Annotated in this window: 13 protein-coding genes and 1 pseudogene; 8 read left to right on the top strand and 6 right to left on the bottom strand. The window is 72.7% G+C overall.

What is annotated here, in order from left to right:
* Positions 1–52 precede the first annotated feature (52 nt).
* Positions 53–358 (bottom strand): WXG100 family type VII secretion target, encoded by a 306-nt coding sequence (locus AB0C62_RS29275; RefSeq protein ID WP_081218742.1) that lies wholly within the window; start codon positions 356–358, stop codon positions 53–55.
* Between the two features lie 311 nt (positions 359–669).
* Between AB0C62_RS29275 and AB0C62_RS29270 the strand changes: the two genes are divergently transcribed.
* A complete protein-coding gene (locus tag AB0C62_RS29270; protein WP_362978158.1) occupies positions 670–5,274 on the top strand; it encodes an FtsK/SpoIIIE domain-containing protein in 4,605 nt (1,534 codons plus the stop codon).
* Between the two features lie 47 nt (positions 5,275–5,321).
* Positions 5,322–5,924, top strand: coding sequence for a hypothetical protein (locus tag AB0C62_RS29265; RefSeq protein WP_362978156.1), 603 nt, complete (start codon positions 5,322–5,324; stop codon positions 5,922–5,924).
* Positions 5,925–5,967: 43 nt separating this feature from the next.
* Here the strand turns inward: AB0C62_RS29265 and AB0C62_RS29260 are convergent, their stop codons facing one another.
* Positions 5,968–7,824 carry a serine/threonine-protein kinase gene (locus AB0C62_RS29260; protein ID WP_362978200.1) on the bottom strand — a complete coding sequence of 619 codons (1,857 nt, stop codon included), beginning with the start codon at positions 7,822–7,824 and terminating at the stop codon, positions 5,968–5,970.
* Between the two features lie 85 nt (positions 7,825–7,909).
* Complete coding sequence (locus AB0C62_RS29255; protein ID WP_362978154.1) at positions 7,910–8,758, bottom strand: menaquinone biosynthesis protein; 849 nt, start codon at positions 8,756–8,758, stop codon at positions 7,910–7,912.
* Positions 8,759–9,102: 344 nt separating this feature from the next.
* On the opposite strand from AB0C62_RS29255, the gene AB0C62_RS29250 reads away from it, so the two are divergent.
* On the top strand, positions 9,103–9,306 hold the full coding sequence (locus AB0C62_RS29250) for a cold-shock protein (protein WP_148009945.1): 204 nt from the start codon (positions 9,103–9,105) through the stop codon (positions 9,304–9,306).
* A 103-nt stretch (positions 9,307–9,409) separates the two neighbouring features.
* Here AB0C62_RS29250 and AB0C62_RS29245 read toward each other — a convergent pair whose 3' ends face one another.
* Positions 9,410–9,847, bottom strand: a complete 438-nt coding sequence (locus tag AB0C62_RS29245; protein WP_362978152.1) for an ATP-binding protein — start codon at positions 9,845–9,847, stop codon at positions 9,410–9,412.
* 124 nt (positions 9,848–9,971) lie between these two features.
* Here AB0C62_RS29245 and AB0C62_RS29240 point away from each other — a divergent pair.
* Both AB0C62_RS29240 and AB0C62_RS29235 read left to right on the top strand, forming a co-directional pair.
* Positions 9,972–10,097, top strand: a pseudogene (locus AB0C62_RS29240) (hypothetical protein); the annotation flags it as partial.
* A complete protein-coding gene (locus AB0C62_RS29235; protein WP_362978198.1) occupies positions 10,083–10,352 on the top strand; it encodes a DUF397 domain-containing protein in 270 nt (89 codons plus the stop codon). The pseudogene AB0C62_RS29240 and the gene AB0C62_RS29235, both read left to right, overlap by 15 nt.
* A 3-nt stretch (positions 10,353–10,355) precedes the next feature.
* Here the strand turns inward: AB0C62_RS29235 and AB0C62_RS29230 are convergent, their stop codons facing one another.
* The gene (locus tag AB0C62_RS29230) at positions 10,356–12,260 is read right to left on the bottom strand and encodes an AMP-binding protein (protein ID WP_362978150.1); all 1,905 of its coding nucleotides are present in this window, start codon (positions 12,258–12,260) and stop codon (positions 10,356–10,358) included.
* 363 nt (positions 12,261–12,623) lie between these two features.
* On the bottom strand, positions 12,624–14,003 hold the full coding sequence (locus tag AB0C62_RS29225) for an acetyl-CoA C-acetyltransferase (RefSeq protein ID WP_362978148.1): 1,380 nt from the start codon (positions 14,001–14,003) through the stop codon (positions 12,624–12,626).
* A 121-nt stretch (positions 14,004–14,124) separates the two neighbouring features.
* On the opposite strand from AB0C62_RS29225, the gene AB0C62_RS29220 reads away from it, so the two are divergent.
* The 3 genes from AB0C62_RS29220 to AB0C62_RS29210 all read left to right on the top strand — a co-directional run bounded on the left by AB0C62_RS29220 (position 14,125) and on the right by AB0C62_RS29210 (position 16,971).
* Positions 14,125–15,450 carry a 3-oxoacyl-ACP reductase gene (locus tag AB0C62_RS29220; RefSeq protein ID WP_362978196.1) on the top strand — a complete coding sequence of 442 codons (1,326 nt, stop codon included), beginning with the start codon at positions 14,125–14,127 and terminating at the stop codon, positions 15,448–15,450.
* A 107-nt stretch (positions 15,451–15,557) separates the two neighbouring features.
* The gene (locus AB0C62_RS29215) at positions 15,558–16,535 is read left to right on the top strand and encodes a MaoC/PaaZ C-terminal domain-containing protein (RefSeq protein ID WP_362978146.1); all 978 of its coding nucleotides are present in this window, start codon (positions 15,558–15,560) and stop codon (positions 16,533–16,535) included.
* 94 nt (positions 16,536–16,629) lie between these two features.
* Entirely contained in the window at positions 16,630–16,971 is a 342-nt protein-coding gene (locus tag AB0C62_RS29210; protein WP_362978144.1) for a hypothetical protein, read from the top strand.
* The last annotated feature ends 1 nt before the right edge of the window (position 16,972 follow it).

Raw genomic sequence — 16,972 nt, 5'->3', positions numbered from 1 at the left:
GGCACGGCATGTGCCCCATCACACTCAAGCTGTGCGTGTACGCCGGGCTTCGTCAGCCCTTGACACCCTTGGCCAGCTGGTCGTCCAGGTCCTCGTACGCCTTCGCGGCGTCCTCGAGGAACTTGGCCATGCCCTTGAGGCCCTCAAGGGTGTCCTTCATGCCCTTGGTGAACTCCTTGAAGGAGTCGTCGAAGGCCTGCGAGCCCTTGGACGTGGTGTAGCCGTCCGCGACGAGGCCGTCGATGTAGCTGTCGAGGCCGTGGAGCTTGTCCTCCATCTTTTCCTTCTCGTGGCCCAGTCGCTTAGCAGCGCCCCGCATCTTCTCGTAAGTGATGTCTGCGTCTTTGCCGCCGGCCATGTGGCGTCCTCCATACTCAACTCGCCGCAGGGCCAACCCCCGTGGCTCCTGATGCGGATGATGCGATCGTCCGCATTGAGCATGCAGCTTACTTATGGCGCTTGCAGGAGCACACCCCGGTTCTGTCACGAGCCCGCACCAGAGGGAGGGCCGGGGGCGGGGCCCGGGACACGGTTGGGTCCGGGTGCGCGGGCGGCCTTCGTCGTTCCCTCACACCGCCCGTTGCCTGCGGGAAGGGGTGAGCGGATATCGTCGGGGGCACTGTGGCCCGCGCTCCGGAAGCGGCCTCGGGTGTCTGGGGGAGGACGAGCGTGCGGCTCACTCTGACCGTCGTCGATCCGCTCGGCGGTGCCACCGCCGACGTCGTTCTTGATGCGGATCCCGAGTCCTCGGTGGGGGACATCGCCAAGGAACTGGCCGAGCACGTCGGGTACAGCGGTGGCGCGCAGATCATCCCGCTCGGCCACCACCAGGGGGCCGCGGGCGGCGGCGCTCCCGTCGCGTACGTCGACGGGTATCCCGTCGATCCCGGCGCGACCATCGGCACCTCCCCGCTGCGCGAAGGTGCCGTCGTCAGCCTGCACGACCCCGCCGGGTGTCTGCCCGGCGAGCCGACCGGGCTCGTCGAGCTGCGGGTGGCCGGTGGTCCCGCCGCGGGTGCGGTGCACCGGCTCGGCATCGGCCGCTACGACATCGGCAGCGGCGCCGCTTCGTACATCCGGATCGACGATCCCGAACTGCCCTCCCGCGCCCTGACGTTGTCAGTTGCAACCGATGGAACCTGCCGTCTCGACGTCCATGGCGAGAAGGCCGGCGCGGGCGAGGACGCGGACCGGAAGGACGGCGTACGGCTCGACGGGGAGGTCTTCGCCTCCCTGGACGGCGACTCCTGGCCCCTCGGGGGTCAGGTCGCCGTCGGCAACACCCTTCTGCAGTTGGACCGTTACACGCCGCCGAACGCCGCTCTCAAGTGGTCCGAGGACGGCGCGGGGCTGGACTACAACCGGCCGCCGCGGCTGCATCCGCCGGAGCGGGAGACGAAGTTCCGGCTGCCCAGTCCCGTACGGGACTACGAGGCACGGCCGTTGCCCTGGCTGATGGCGCTGACTCCGTTGGTCAGTGCCGTCGTCATGGTGATGGTGTTCGGGCGCTGGTACTACATGATCATGGCGCTGCTGAGCCCGCTGATCATGCTCGGCAACTACTTCATGGACAAGAAGCAGGGGCGCAAGTCCCATGCGAAGCAGGTCAAGGAGTACAAGGAGCACAAGGAACGGATCGAGAACGACGCCCAGGAGGCCCTGGCCGCCGAGCGGCTCGACCGGCGGCAGGCGATACCCGATCCGGCGACCGTGCTGTCACTGGGCACCGGCCCGCGCACCCGGCTGTGGGAGCGGCGCCGCACCGACGCCGATCATCTGCTGCTGCGCGTCGGCACCGGACAGATGCCGTCCGAGGTCGTGCTCGACGACCCGGAGCGGGACGAGCACAAGCGCCAGGTGACCTGGACGATCGAGGACGCGCCGGTCGCCCTCCCGCTCGCCGAGCGTGGCGTCGTCGGCATCGCCGGACCCGGTGACTCGGCCCAGGCGCTGGGTCGTTGGGCCGTCGCCCAGGCCGCGGTGCTGCACAGCCCGCTGGACGTGCAGTTCTACGTACTGACGGAGAACAGCGGCCGGGACAGCTGGGACTGGGTGCGCTGGCTGCCGCACAGCAGGCCCGCCGGAGCGCAGGACGCCAACGTGCTGATCGGCACGGACGCCGAGACCGTCGGCGCCCGGATCGGCGAGCTGACCCAGCTCCTCGACGCCCGCCAGAAGGCCGCTCGCGCGAACGGCAACAAGGCGTCCTTCAGCGACCCCGACATCGTCGTCGTGTGGGACGGTTCGCGCCGGCTGCGGTCCATGCCCGGTGTGGTGCGGCTGCTGCGCGAGGGTCCGGCCATGTCGATGTACGCGCTCTGTCTGGACGCCGAGGAGCGGTTCCTGCCCGGCGAGTGTCAGGCCATCGTGATCGCGGAGCCGAAGCCGGAGGAGCACGAGGCGGCGCGGCAGCCGGGCCGCACGGCGCCCGCCGCACCGGCGGCGCCCGGCGGGTTCCCGTCCTTCCACGCCTGGCACGCGGCCGAGCCCGACGACTCCGCCGCCGGTGCGGGCAAGCCCCTCGAACTGCGGCTGCGCGTGCAGCAGACGGGCATCGCGCGGGTCAAGGACGTACGGCCGGACTTCGTGTCGGCGGCCTGGTGCGGGCGGCTCGCGCGCGCCCTGTCCCCGCTCCGCGACATCAGCGGGGAGACCGAGGACTCGGCACTGCCCGGTGCCAGCCGGCTGCTCGACGTGCTCCAGCTGGAGCCGCCGACCAGCGACGCGATCACCGCGCGCTGGCGGATGGGCGGCCAGTCGACGATGGCCGTCGTCGGTGAGTCGTACGACGGTCCGTTCGGCATCGACATGCGGCGCGACGGGCCGCACGGTCTGATCGCCGGTACGACGGGCTCCGGCAAGTCGGAGCTGCTGCAGACGATCGTGGCGTCGCTGGCGGTGGCCAACACCCCGGAGAACATGACCTTCGTCCTCGTCGACTACAAGGGCGGCTCGGCCTTCAAGGACTGCGTCAAACTCCCGCACACCGTCGGCATGGTGACCGACCTCGACGCCCATCTCGTGGAGCGCGCCCTGGAGTCGCTGGGCGCGGAACTGAAGCGGCGCGAGCACATCCTCGCCGCGGCCGACGCCAAGGACATCGAGGACTACCAGGATCTCGTGCGCCGCGACCCCTCGCACGCCTCGGTGCCCCGACTCCTCATCGTCATCGACGAGTTCGCCTCCATGGTGCGCGACCTGCCCGACTTCGTGACGGGTCTGGTCAACATCGCCCAGCGAGGCCGTTCGCTCGGCATCCACCTGCTGCTGGCCACCCAGCGCCCGAGCGGTGTGGTCTCACCGGAGATCCGGGCCAACACCAACCTGCGGATAGCGCTGCGCGTGACCGACGGCGGGGAGTCCAGCGACGTCATCGACTCCCCCGAGGCCGGCCACATCTCCAAGAGCACGCCGGGCCGGGCGTACGTCCGGCTCGGGCACGCCTCGCTGGTGCCGTTCCAGTCGGGCCGCGTGGGTGGCCGGCGCCCCGGTGCCGCCGATCCGACGGCACTCGCGCCCTGGGCCGGGCCGCTGGACTGGGCGGACCTCGGACGGGCCGCGCTGGTCAAGCCGAAGGCCGAGCAGCGCGAGGAGGAGGAGATCACGGACCTGAAGGTGCTGGTCGACGCCGTCCGCGACGCCAACCGGGTGCTCGGCATCCCGCCGCAGCACAGCCCCTGGCTGCCGGCGCTGTCCGAGACGCTGCTCCTCGACGAGGTCCCGGTACCCGCGTTCGCGGGCGGCCCCGGCAAGCTGGCCCCTGCCGCGTACGGCGTGGAGGACCTGCCCGCGGACCAGGCCCGCCGGCCGGTCGTCGTGGACTTCGCGTCCTTCGGGCACCTGCTGATCGGCGGTGCCCCGCGCAGTGGCCGTTCGCAGATCCTGCGCACGATCGCGGGTTCGCTGGCCCGCACCCACTCGGCGGCCGACGTCCACCTGTACGGCATCGACTGCGGCAACGGCGCGCTCAACGCGCTGACCCGGCTGCCGCACTGCGGTGCCGTCGTGGGCCGCAACCAGACCGAGCGCGTGGTCCGTCTCATCGCCCGTCTCAAGGGTGAACTGACGCGCAGGCAGGACCTGTTGGCGGACAAGGGGTTCGCCGACATCGGCGAGCAGCGGGCGGCGGTGCCGGAGGACGAGCGGCTGCCGCACATCGTGGTGCTGCTGGACCGCTGGGAGGGCTGGCTGCCGACCCTCGGCGAGTACGACCACGGCGACCTCACCGACCAGTTGACCGCGATGATGCGGGAGGGCGCGAGCGTCGGCCTGCACATGGTGATGACGGGTGACCGGCAGATCCTCTCCACCCGGATCGGCTCGCTCACCGAGGACAAGTACGGTCTGCGGCTCGCGGACCGCTCCGACTTCTCGCTGATCGGCATCAACGCCCGCAAGATCCCCGAGGAGATCCCGCCGGGCCGCGGCTACCGCAACGAGCACGGCACGGAGACGCAGTTCGCGCTGCTCACCGAGGACGCGACCGGCCAGGGGCAGGCCGCCGCCCTCTCCACGATCGGCGAGGAAGCCGCCGCCCGGGACGCCGAACTCCCGCGCTCCCGGCGCCCGTTCCGCGTCGACGTGCTGCCGACCCGGATCACCTTCGCCGACGCCTGGGAGATGCGCGACCCGGACGCCTCCCGCTCCAAGTTGTGGGGGCTGGTGGGCATCGGCGGCGACGACATCATGGGCTTCGGCCCGGACCTGTCGCAGGGCGTGCCGACGTTCGTGATCGCGGGACCCGCCAAGTCGGGCCGCAGCACGACGCTGATGAACATGGCCCGGTCGTACCTGGCCCAGGGGGTCCGGCTGGTCGTCGCGGCGCCCCGCCCGTCGCCGTTGCGTGAACTGGACGGTGAGGACGGCGTGTTGAAGGTGTTCGACGAGGACGACATCGAGAGCGACGACCTGCGCGAGGCCATCGACTCGGCGTCGCGCGAGGAGCCGATCGTGGTCCTGGTCGACGACGGCGAGGTCCTGGAGGACTGCGACGCCGAGACGGTCTTCAAGCGGATCGTGCAGCGCGGCGGCGAACGCGGCCTCGGCCTGGTCATCGCCGGTGACGAGGAGGACGTGTGCAGCGGCTTCTCCGGCTGGCAGGTCGAGATGAAGAAGGGCCGCCGCGGCATCCTGCTGTCGCCGCAGGACTCCTCCGCGGGCGAGCTGATCGGCATCCGCACGAACCGCAGCATGGTCGGCGGACCGGTCGCCCCCGGCAAGGGCCTGTTGCACCTCGGCGACGGCGAGCCGCTGACGGTGACCACGCCGATGTGACCCGGCGGGCACCCGTGACGTGGGTACGAGGGGGACGAGGAGGTCCGGTGGGCGGGTCGTCGAGGCCGAAGCGGCGCAGGGCGACCGGGGCGGCGCTGCGCTACGAGCACGTGCGGCAGCGGCCGTCGGCGTGGTCGCAGGCGAGGGAGAAGGCGTCCCGCGGGGAGTCGTGGTTGGGCTGTCTCGTGATGCTGGTCGGCATGGCGGGGATCGTCGGGTTCGCGCTCCTGGGCATGACCTGGGGGCACGTTCTCTGGGGCCGGGTCGCCCCAGCCGTACCCGGCGGTGGATACGGCTTCGCGGCGGTCGTCGGCGCCCTCGCCCCGACCGGGTTCGCCGTCGTGACGATGACGCTGTCCCGGATGAAGTGGCGTACGAGCAGGCTCCGTTCACTGGGGTGGGCCATCGCCTCCCTGCCCGGCGTCACCGCCTGTCTGCTGTGGGCACTGGTCGTGTTCGCGAGCTTCCGCCCCCAGCACCGGAGGGACTGGGACGGCTCCTGCCACAGCCGCGGCGAAGCGTGCTGGGTGCACGTCGAGTACCCCTGGGTCTGGGCCGTCGGGGTGCTGTCGACGGTGCTGGTGTCCGCGGCCCTGATCATCGTGGCCTTCCGGGTCATGGGCACCCGCGAGAAGCCCGCGGCCGCCTGATCCGGGACATGCGCGCACCTGCCCTGTACGGGCCCGACGCGCCCTATCCGACCTTCGTCATCTTGGCCACCGGGTCGCCCGCGTCGGGGTTGTCCGTCTCGTAGGTGAGGGTGCCGGCGCCGGGGGTCAGCCGGACCTCGTGGCGGCCGGTGGTGCAGACGTCCCGGTTGGACTTGTCGGCGACGCTCGTGGCGACGAGCTGTTTCGCGGTGACCTTCTTCAGGATGAGGGTGTCGTCGCAGATGCCGCCGATCTGGTCGGTCTGCCGGAAGGTGCCCAACTCCTGCCCCACGGCGGCCTGGTGGACGGTCACGCGGAAGGTGCCCATGGGCAGGGTGCCCTCCAGCGCGAGGGCGTCGCCCTCCCAGGTGCCGAGGTAGCCGGCGGGGATCGCGGACGCCTGCCCGGTCGCGCCGGGCGTGCTCCGCGTGGGAGCGGGCTCGGCGGCGGTCGCCCCGGACGACGGACCCGAGGAGGCGGACGGGCTCCGGCTCCCCCGCGCGGTCGGAGCGGGTCCCGACGCGCTGTCCTGGTTGTCCGAGCCCCCGCCCGGCAACAGGTCGAAGAGGAACGCCGAGCCGACGGTCACGGCCGCCAGCGCTCCCGCCACGGCCAGCGCGACCGTGCAGCTCATCCGGCGGCCCCGGCCGTCCGTCCCGGGCGCGGTGGTCGCGGCGACACTGACGGAGACCTTGCCCGGCCGGTCCTGCGCCTGCCCGTTGTCCGGCGCCCCGTCACGGTGCACGGCGTCCTGGGGCCCGGCACCTCCCGTCTCGCGCTGCCCGGGAAGGTACGGAGGCATCGTGGGCGGCGGTCCGAAACCGGGCGGCGGCGGACCGAACCCGGGCGTCGGCGAAGACGTCCCGAACCCGGATCCGGGCGGCCCGAACCCGTTCCCGGCACCCGTCCCGGCGCCGGTCCCTCCGGTGCTCCCGGGACCGCCGGTGCCCACCGCCGGACTGCTGAACCCCACCAGCCCGGACGGCGCGGCCTCCTCCGCCCCCGTCGCCTCAAGGTTCAGCAGCTGTACGGCACTTCGGCTCACCTGTTCCACCAGCGCGCCCGGCAGCCAGCCCGCTGTCACGAGCCGGGCCGCTCCCTGCGGCGCCAGGCGGACCGCGACCTCGGCCGGAGTGGGCCGATCCGTGGGCGACTTGGCCAGGCAGGCCGCCACCAGTTCACGCAGCTCCCCGTCCAGCGCGTCGAGTCGGGGCTCCTCGTGGACCACCATGTAGAGGAGGGAGGCGGACGAGTCCCCCGGGAACGGAGGCTCGCCGGTGGCCGCGTACGCGAGGACGGCGCCGAGGGAGAAGAGGTCGGCGGCGCCCGTGACGCCCTTGCCGAGGATCTGCTCGGGGGACATGTAGCCGGGTGAGCCGACCGAGACGCCGGTCGAGGTCAGGGAGGCGGTGCCGTCGGTGGCCCGGGCGATCCCGAAGTCGATCAGCAGGGGGCCGTCGAGGGTCAGCAGCACGTTGGACGGTTTGACGTCACGGTGGACGAGACCCAGGGAGTGGACCGCCGTGAGGGCCTCGGCCAGCCCGGCGCCGAGCGCGCGCACGGAGTGGACCGGGAGCGGACCGCCGTCGGCCACGGCCGCCGTCAGTGAGGGCCCGGCCGCGTAGCCGGTGGCGACCCAGGGCACGGGCGCCTCGGGGTCCGCGTCGAGAACGGGGGCCGTCCAGGCACCGCCGACCCGTCGCGCCGCCTCGACCTCGCGGCGGAAGCGGGCCCGGAACTCCTCGTCGAGCGCGAAGTGCGGATGCACGATCTTGACCGCGACCGTCCGTCCGCCCGCGCTGCGGCCCAGATACACGCGGCCCATGCCGCCGGAGCCCAGCCGGCCGAGCAGCCGGTAGGGCCCCACGACAGTGGGTTCGTCGACGCCGAGTGGCTGCATGGCACCCACGGATCACCCCTCCCCCGTACACACTGCCCAGCAGCGTAGTGCCGTGCGCCTCCGGCGCCCCCCGACTGTGGGTGTCTCAGGGCTGGAGGAGCCGTACGTCCACGTCCGCCGGGAAGCCGGTCGTCGGGCCGACGCGGCGCGCGAACTCCTGGACGGCCGCCAGCTGGGGGGCGCCGAAGCGGAAGTCGAGCGTCGTGAAGTACTGCTCCAGGACCGTCTCGTCGAAGGCCTCCCAGCGGGCCGCCTGCTCGGCGACCTTGGAGACCTCGTCGAGGGAGAGGTCGCGGGAGGCGAGGAATGCCTCGTGCACCTTGCGGGTGACGAGCGGCTCGCGCTCCAGGTAGTCGCGCCGGGCCGCCCAGACGGCGAAGACGAACGGGAGGCCCGTCCACTCCTTCCACAGCGTGCCGAGGTCGTGCACCTGGAGCCCGTACTTCGGCCCGTCGAGCAGGTTGGCCCGCAGCGCCGCGTCGCCGATGAGGACGGCGGCGTCGGCCTCCTGCATCATCAGGCTCAGATCGGGCGGGCAGGTGTAGTACGACGGCTGGACGCCGACCTTCTCCGCGAGCAGCAGCTGCGCGAGCCGGACGGACGTACGGGACGTCGAGCCGAGGGCGACGCGGGCGCCGTCCAGCTGGTCGAGCGGGACCTGCGAGACGATCACGCAGGACATCACGGGGCCGTCGCAGCCGACCGCGATGTCCGGGAAGGCCACCAGCTCGTCGGCGTGCTTGAGGAACTCGACGAGCGTGATGGGCCCGATGTCGAGATCACCCCGCACCAGCTGCTCGCTGAGCTTCTCCGGGGTGTCCTTGGTGAGCTCGAAGTCGAGGAGCGTGCCCGTTCTCGCGAGCCCCCAGTACAGGGGCAGGCAGTTCAGGAACTGGATGTGGCCGACGCGCGGCCGGGTGCGAGAATTGTCCACATCGCGAGGCTAGACCCCGTGGGTTACGGCGCCTGCTTCAGGGTGGGCCATAGGTGGCGGAAACCATCCGGCCCCTTGGTGTCAACCCTTGTGACACCTTGAAGTCAACGCACGTCAGACCGGTCGTCCGTCCGGGCGAAAGTTCTCGGTGGCGTGATCTTTCCCCCTATTGCTTTCGGGTGCCTGCGTGCTAGGCTCGCCCGCAAGTTGCAGTTTGGTTTCCCTTGCAGTACAGAGCCTGCGGAGCATGTGACCGCGGGCTCTCGTCGTTTTCAGACGTATGCAGTTGTTTACACAATCGCAGGTTCTGGAGCAGGGCAACCCTTTGGGCCCAAGGAGGGCTTATGGCTACCGGAACCGTGAAGTGGTTCAACGCCGAAAAGGGCTTTGGTTTCATCGCCCAGGAAGGCGGCGGCCCGGACGTCTTCGTCCACTACTCCGCGATCAACGCGAGCGGATTCCGCTCTCTCGAAGAGAACCAGGCGGTTTCCTTCGACGTCACGCAGGGTCCGAAGGGCCCGCAGGCGGAGAACGTCACCCCGCTCTAAGCCTTCGGCTCCATGAGCCCAATGCTTTGATCCGGAACGGATAGCAGTACCCAAGGAGCCCCGCGCCAGCCGGTCGCGGGGCTCCTGCCTTTGCCCCGACCGGTCAGCCGGCCCCTTTCAGCTCCGCCCAGACCGTCTTGCCGACCTGACGGTCCGCGACGCCCCACGCCGTGCTGAGCGCGGCGACGATCCGCAGACCCCGGCCGCTCTCCGCGTCCGCCCCGGCGCCCGGCGTCACCGGCCGCCGGTCCCCCCGCGCGTCCGCCACCTCCACCCGCACCGTGCCGTCGGCCGCGAGCCGCAGTCGCAGCTCGACATCCCGGCCCGGGACGTGGCCGTGCGTGACCGCGTTCGCCGCCGGCTCGGCGACGACCTGGGCCACCAGATCGCTGAGGTCGCTCCCGTGCGGGACGCCCCAGTCGTGCAGCTGCTGGACCGCCAGCCTGCGGGCCGGCCGTGCGCCCCGGCGCGTGGAGCTGAGCCGCTGGGAGAACTCCGTCGCCCGCGGGGCGACTCCCTGGGCGGAGATATGTGCGTTCACGTGACAGAGCGTGGCCGGTCGTCTCTACGCTGACCAGGTGCGACCGCCCGACGCCGTGGAGCCGTACGACCGTGGTCGCGCCCTGTACGACTCGTCGACCGTGACCACGAAGGCGGTGCCGCGCATGACCGACGCGGAGACCCCGGCCCGGGCCGATGGAACGACCGAGCTGTTCACCGCGATCGGGAGGCAGTTGAAGATCCTCAGGGAGCGCGCCGGGCTGACCCAGAAGGAACTGGGCACGGCCCTCGGGTACAGGCCCGACCTCAGCTGGTTCAAGTCCAGTTACAGCGGAGGCGCCGGCGGAGAGTGCCTGGAAGTCGCGTATGACTGGCGCAAGTCGAGCTACAGCGACGGCGAGGGCGGCCAGTGTGTCGAGGTCGCCGCCTCCCCCCGTGCCGTCCGCGTCCGGGACTCCAAGAACCCCGCCGGGCCGCAGCTCGCGCTGTCCCCCGGCAGCTGGTCCGCCTTCCTCGCGGGCGGGGTCCTCGGAGACCGGGGTTAGCCGCTACCCGGCGTAGATCGCCTCGATCTCCCGGGCGAAGTCCCCCGCGATCGCCGCGCGCCGCAGCTTCATCGAGGGGGTGAGGTGGCCCGCCGCCTCGGTGAAGTCGCGGGGCAGGACCGTGAAGCGGCGGATGGACTCCGGACGGGAGAGGAGCTTGTTCGCCTCGTCGACCGCCCGCTGGAGGATCGCGAGCAACTCCGGGTCGTTCATGATCAGTTCGGGTGGCACCCCGTGCTTGCCGTTCATCTGACGCCAGTGCGTGATGCCCTCGGGGTCGAGTGTGATGAGGGCGGAGACGAAGGGGCGGCGGTCGCCGACCACCATGCACTGGGCGATCAGGGGGTGCGCGCGGAGCCAGTCCTCCAGCGGCGCCGGGGCTACGTTCTTCCCGCCCGCGGTGATCAGGATCTCCTTCTTGCGGCCGGTGATGGTGAGGTAGCCGCCGTCGTCCAGTTCACCGATGTCACCGGTCGCGAACCAGCCGTCCGGGGCGGCGTCGACGACACCGCCCGCGTTCGGGTCCCAGTAGCCGCGGAAGACCTGTTCGCCGCTCAGCAGGACCTCACCGTCGGCCGCTATGCGCACCCGAGTGCCGGGCAGCGGCCAACCGACGGTGCCCAGGCGGGGTTTGACCGGGGGCGTGACGGTCGCGGCGGCGGTCGTCTCCGTCAGGCCGTACCCCTCGAAGATCTCGATGCCCGCGCCCGCGTAGAAGGCGGCGAGCCGGCGGCCGAGCGGGGAGCCGCCGCAGATGGCGTAACGGACCCGGCCGCCCAGCGCGTTGCGGATCCGGCGGTAGACGAGGGGGTCGTAGAGGGCGCGGGCGGTGCGCAGCCCGCGGCTCGGTCCGGGTCCGGTGCCGTGCTGCTTGGCCTCGACGGCCTCGCCGTACTTCTGGGCGATGCGGGCCGCTCGGTCGAAGGACGAGCCGCGGCCCATCCGTTCGGCCGTCGCGCGGCCGGTGTTGTAGACCTTTTCCAGGACGTACGGGATGGCCAGCAGGAAGGTCGGCTTGAACGAGGCCAGGTCCGCCAGGAGTTCCTCCGTCTGGAGGCTCGGGGCGTGGCCGAGTTTCACCCGGGCGCGCATACAGGCGACGGCGACCATGCGGCCGAAGACGTGCGAGAGGGGGAGGAAGAGGAGCGTGGAGGCGGGGTCCTGGGTGCGGGACTTGAAGATCGGGTAGAGCAGTTCCACCGCGTTGTCGACCTCGGCGAAGAAGTTGCCGTGGGTCAGGGCGCAGCCCTTGGGCCGGCCGGTGGTGCCCGAGGTGTAGATCAGGGTGGCGAGCGTGTCGGGGCCCAGCACACCGCGCCGGACGGCGACTTCCTGGTCGGTGACGTTGCGGCCGAGCTCCGCGAGGCGCTCCACGTGCCCCTTCTCGAAGACCCACATGTGCCGCAGGTCCGGGATGCGCTCGCGCTCGGGGCCGAGGGTCGCGGCCTGGGCCACGGACTCCACGGCGATGGCGACGGCTCCGGAGTCCTGGAGGATCCAGCGGGTCTGGAAGACCGACGACGTCGGGTAGACGGGCACGGTGACGAGCCCGGCGGCCCAGGCGGCGAAGTCGAGGAGCGTCCACTCGTACGTCGTGCGCGCCATGATGGCGATCCGGTCGCCCGGCATGAGGCCCTCGGCGATCAGGCCCTTGGCGACGGCCAGGACCTGGTCCGCGTACTCGGCGGCGGTCACGTCGGTCCAGCGGTCGCCGTCGGGTGTCTTCCGGCTGAGGACCGGTTCGTGCGGAGCCGCCGCCGCGTTGTCGAAGGGGATGTCGGCGAGGGAGCCGTGCGTCACCTGCCCCACGAGCGGCGGTACCGCGACCTCGCGCACGACTCCGTCCAGCCGCCTGATCTCGGGTTCCCGCAGGGGCGGGGCGGCGTCGTGGGCGTACGTGCTGGACACAAGGCGGCTCCTTGTCGGCCGGGTGGCCGGGGCGGGTGCAAGGCGGGTGCGGGTGGGCTCGGAGGAGCGCGGGGCACGCCACCTCATACGGGCCTGGGGAGTGGGGGGTTCAGGGTCGGCAACCCGGTGAGACCGGGGATGCTACGGCGCCCGCGTGTGGGCTTTGTGGCGCTTTGGGGCGGGCGGGGTGCGGGTTACCCGGGGTAGCCGTGAGGGCGTGCGTCGGTGTGCGGGCCACGCTTCCGGGAGGTCGGGTCGTCGGCGGACGCCCCCTCGGGGCGGTGCGCGGACCAGGTCCCTCCGGGCACGGCCGCCGGCGGGCGTCCCGTGCGCACCGGCCGGCCCGACACCCCCCGGAAGACTTCACCCGCGCTCCAGGATCGCCGTCACCCCCTGCCCTCCGGCGGCGCAGACGGAGATCAGCCCGCGGCCGGGCGCGTCCCGCTCCGCGAGCAGCGTCGCCAGGGTCGCCACGACGCGGGCGCCGGTGGCGGCGAACGGGTGGCCGGTGGCCAGCGAGGAGCCCGCCACGTTCAGGCGGGAGCGGTCCACCGTGCCGAGGCCGCGCTTCTCCCAGGCGGCGAGGGTGGCGAGCACCTGGGAGGCGAACGCCTCGTGGATCTCGACGAAGTCGAAGTCGGACAGGGCGAGTCCGGTCCGCTCCAGCATGCGCGGGACGGCGTACGCGGGTGCCATCAGGAGCCCGTCCTCACCGCCCGCCACGTCCCCCTCGACGAAGTCGACGGCGGCCGTCTCGTAGGCGGTCAGGTGGGCGAGGACCGGCAGCCCGCGCGTCGTCGCCCACGCGTCACTCGCGAGCAGCACCACGGCGGCGCCGTCGGTGAGCGGGGTCGAGTTGCCCGCCGTCATGGTCGGCTCGGGGGCGTCGAGACCGAACACCGGCTTGAGCGTGGCGAGTTTCCCGACCGTCGAACCGGGCCGGAGGTTCTGGTCCCGGTCGAGACCACGGAAGGGGACGACGAGATCGTTCAGCAGCCCGCGGTCGTAGGCAGCGGCGAGCCGCTGGTGACTGGCGGCGGCGAGTTCGTCCTGTTCCTCGCGCCGCACACCCCAGGCGCGGGCGGTGACGGCGGCGTGCTCGCCCATCGACAGGCCCGTGCGGGGTTCGGCGTTGCGCGGGATGTCCGGCACGAGGTGCGCGGGGCGGACGCGGGCGAGGGCCTTGAGGCGGGCGCCGGGCGACTTCGCGCGGCGGACGTCGAGGAGGATGCGGCGCAGGGTGTCGTTCACGCCGAGGGGCGCGTCGCTGGCCGTGTCCGCGCCGCCCGCGATCGCCGACTCGGTCTGGCCGAGGGTGATCTTGTTGGCGGCGGCGATGACGGCCTGGAGGCCGGTGCCGCAGGCCTGCTGGATGTCGTACGCGGGGGTGCGGGCGTCGAGCTTCGAGCCGAGGACCGTCTCGCGGGCGAGGTTGAAGTCCCGGCTGTGTTTGAGGACGGCGCCGGCCACCAACTCCCCCACCGCGCCCGGCTCGTCGAGCCCGTACCGCTCGACCAGGCCGTCCACGGCGGCGGTCAGCATCTCCTGGTTGGAGGCGGTGGCATAGGGGCCGTCGGACCGCGCGAAGGGGATCCGGGTCCCGCCGACGACGGCGACGGGGCGCGTCCGCGCGAGGCCGGGGCCGCGGGGCGCACCGGACACGGCGCTCTCCGCACCGGACACGGCGGTGGGCTCGGTCGCCGCGGGTGCCGTCCCGGCTCGCGTGTCGTCCCGCTCGCTCATCCCTGGACCGCCTTCCGGAGAACGTGCTGTCTCATCTCGACCTGTCCCCTCGCCCTGACATACCCTTACCCCAGGTAACCTTACTCTGGAGTAAATTAACGTCCGCATGGGGAGTTGGACAATGGCCGACCGCTATCTGAGCTTCGCCGGCACCGCGCCGGGCCGCTTTCTGACCCGCCGGATCGGGCTGCCCCAGCCGACGGCCCTGCACCGCTGGTCGGCCGAACGCCCCTCGTTCGAGGGCGAGTTGCTTCACCTCACCGCGGGCAAGTCCCCGCTGGACGGGCCGGACGGACTCGCCGCCGTGCTGGGCAGGACCGGGCTCGCGGTGCGGGCCGAGAGCGAACGGCCCGTCGCCGTCGTCCTCGACGCGACCGGCGTCACCGACATCGACACACTCGCCGAGGTGCACACCGCCCTGCACCCCGTCGTCCGGTCGGTCGCCCGCAGCGGCCGGGTCATCGTGCTCGGCGCCCCGCTCGACACCGCCGACCACCATCAGGCGGCGGTCCAGCAGGCCCTGGAGGGCTTCGTACGCTCGCTCGGCAAGGAGATCGGGCGGGGCATCACGGTGACGCTGCTGCGGCTGACCGACGCCGACGCCGCCGAGTCGACGCTGCGCTTCTTCCTCTCCCCCAGGTCCGCGTACGTGAGCGGCCAGGTGATCGGGATCGGCGGCGGGACCGAGGTGACCGCACCCGAGGACTGGGGCCTTCCCCTCGCCGGGCGCACCGCGCTCGTCACCGGTGCGGCACGCGGGATCGGCGAGGCGGTGGCCGCCACGCTGGCACGGGACGGGGCGCGGGTGGTGTGCCTGGACGTGCCGGGTGCGGCGGTCGAACTCGAATCCGTCGCCGGGCGACTGGGCGGAACCGCCCTCGCCCTCGACATCACCGCCCCCGACGCGGGAGCGCGGATCCTCGCCGCCCTGCCCTCCGAGGGGCTGGACGTCCTCGTCCACAACGCGGGGATCACCCGCGACCGCCGGCTGGTCAACATGGCCGCGGAGCGCTGGAGTTCGGTGCTCGACGTGAACCTCGCGAGCGTGCTGCGCACCACGGACGCGCTGCTCTCGGCGGGCGGCCTGCGGACCGGCGGCCGGATCGTGGCGACGGCCTCCATCGCCGGGCTCGCGGGGAACGCGGGCCAGACGAACTACGCCGCGAGCAAGGCCGGCGTCGCCGGACTCGTCCGCGCGCTGGCCCCGACCGCCGCGGCGGAACACGGGGTCACCGTGAACGCCGTGGCGCCGGGCTTCATCGAGACGAAGATGACGGCCGCCGTCCCGCTGTTCATCCGTGAGGCGGGCCGCCGGATGAACTCCCTCGGCCAGGGCGGCCTGCCCGTCGACGTCGCCGAGACCACCGCCTGGCTCGCGCACCCCGCGTCCGGCGGCGTCAACGGCCAGGTCGTCCGGGTCTGCGGCCAGAGCCTGCTGGGGGCCTAGGCGAACCGCCCGAGCCTGTCCGGAGCCCGGGGCGGCCCCTGGGCACGGTCCTTCTCTTCCGTCCACCGGCAGCCGCACCTCCACCTCCCACCACCCCGGAGACTCCGATGCGTACGCAGCCCTCCACTCGCCCCGAGCCCGCGACACGGACGCTCACCGCGCCGCCCTCCCTCACCCCGCTGCTGGCGCGCGGCGCCCTGCTCTCCCCGTTCAAGCGCCCCCGCCCGGACGCCCCCGTCCCCGCCACCCGGCTCGTGCTGCCGGGTGTGCGGGTCGACCTCGCCCGTCTCGCCGCCTACGAGCGGGTGTGCGGGTTCGCGACCGGGCCGGACGTCCTGCCGGTCACCTATCCCCACGTGCTGGCCTTTCCGCTGGCCATGCGGATCATGGCGGGGCGGGACTTCCCGCTGCCGCTGCTCGGTCTGGTGCACACGTCGATCGGGATCACCCAGTACGAGGAGCCGACCGCGGCCGCGGAGTACGACCTCGCGGTGCGGGTCGAGGGACTGGCGTCGCACCGCCGGGGCACCGAGGCGACCGTACTGACCGAGGCGCGGGCCGACGGCAGGCTCGTATGGGAGTCGAGGAGCACGTATCTCGCCCGGCACCGGACGCGCGGGGAGACTGCGGGGAACGCGGCGCGGGGACCGGCCTCCGACGGGCCGGCGCCGTCCTCGCGGGAGGAGTCGGGGGAAGGTTCGGCGCCGTCCAGGACACTGCCCGCGCTCGCCGAGTGGCGGCTCGCGCAGGACGTCGGCCGCCGCTACGGCGCGGTCTCGGGCGACCGCAACCCGATCCACCTGCACCCGCTGACGGCCCGCCTCTTCGGCTTCCCGCGCGCCATCGCGCACGGCATGTGGTCCGTCGCGCGCTGCCTCGCCGAGTACGGCCCGCAGAGCGCGGTGGAGATACGGGCGGACTTCCGGGCGCCGGTCCTGCTCCCGGGCACGGTGACGTACGCCGCGCAGGGCCTCGCCTTCGAACTCCGCACCGGCGACCGCGTCCACCTGACCGGCGACGTGCGACCGCTTCCCCCGGGGACGGCCACGGGCGGGGACCCGGCCCCCGCGGCTCCGACCGGGTGACAGGGGCGGCAGCGCGGCGGTGGCACGCCCCGGCCCGCCCGCCCGGCCGCCAGACTGCCCGGGCCCGACGCCACCACGGACTCCGGAGCCCGTCATGCCCCAGCCCCCGACCGGACCGACCGGAGCGGCCGCCTTCCTGGCCGTGTGCGGTCACACCCATCTCTTCCCCGGTGCCCGCTGCCGGGTCCGGGGACTCTCCGATCCCGGCGCCTTCGCCGCCGAACCGTCGCCGGTGGAACTGGCCCTGCGTTTCTCCGACGACGTGGTCGCCGAGGCGCAGGTGCGCACCACCGGCCCCGCGGGCCCTGTACTGAGCGTCCCGGCCCACACCACCGGCGCCGGCACACCGATCGAGGGCCGCACCTGGGTGATCCGGGAGTTCGTCCGGACCGGGGACGAGGTCGAGCTGACGATCGGCGCCCACGCTCCGGCCTGAA

The sequence above is a fragment of the Streptomyces sp. NPDC048643 genome (assembly GCF_040650615.1).
Lineage (GTDB): Bacteria > Actinomycetota > Actinomycetes > Streptomycetales > Streptomycetaceae > Streptomyces.
Note: the sequence above shows the minus strand (reverse complement) of the source record. Positions and strands in the feature narration are given on the sequence as shown.

Coding starts and splice junctions, on each gene's coding strand:
- AB0C62_RS29275 (WP_081218742.1), bottom strand. CDS start 358: ATGGCCGGCGGCAAAGACGCAGACATCACTTACGAGAAGATGCGGGGC.
- AB0C62_RS29260 (WP_362978200.1), bottom strand. CDS start 7,824: ATGCAGCCACTCGGCGTCGACGAACCCACTGTCGTGGGGCCCTACCGG.
- AB0C62_RS29250 (WP_148009945.1), top strand. CDS start 9,103: ATGGCTACCGGAACCGTGAAGTGGTTCAACGCCGAAAAGGGCTTTGGT.
- AB0C62_RS29225 (WP_362978148.1), bottom strand. CDS start 14,003: ATGAGCGAGCGGGACGACACGCGAGCCGGGACGGCACCCGCGGCGACC.
- AB0C62_RS29220 (WP_362978196.1), top strand. CDS start 14,125: ATGGCCGACCGCTATCTGAGCTTCGCCGGCACCGCGCCGGGCCGCTTT.
- AB0C62_RS29215 (WP_362978146.1), top strand. CDS start 15,558: ATGCGTACGCAGCCCTCCACTCGCCCCGAGCCCGCGACACGGACGCTC.
- AB0C62_RS29210 (WP_362978144.1), top strand. CDS start 16,630: ATGCCCCAGCCCCCGACCGGACCGACCGGAGCGGCCGCCTTCCTGGCC.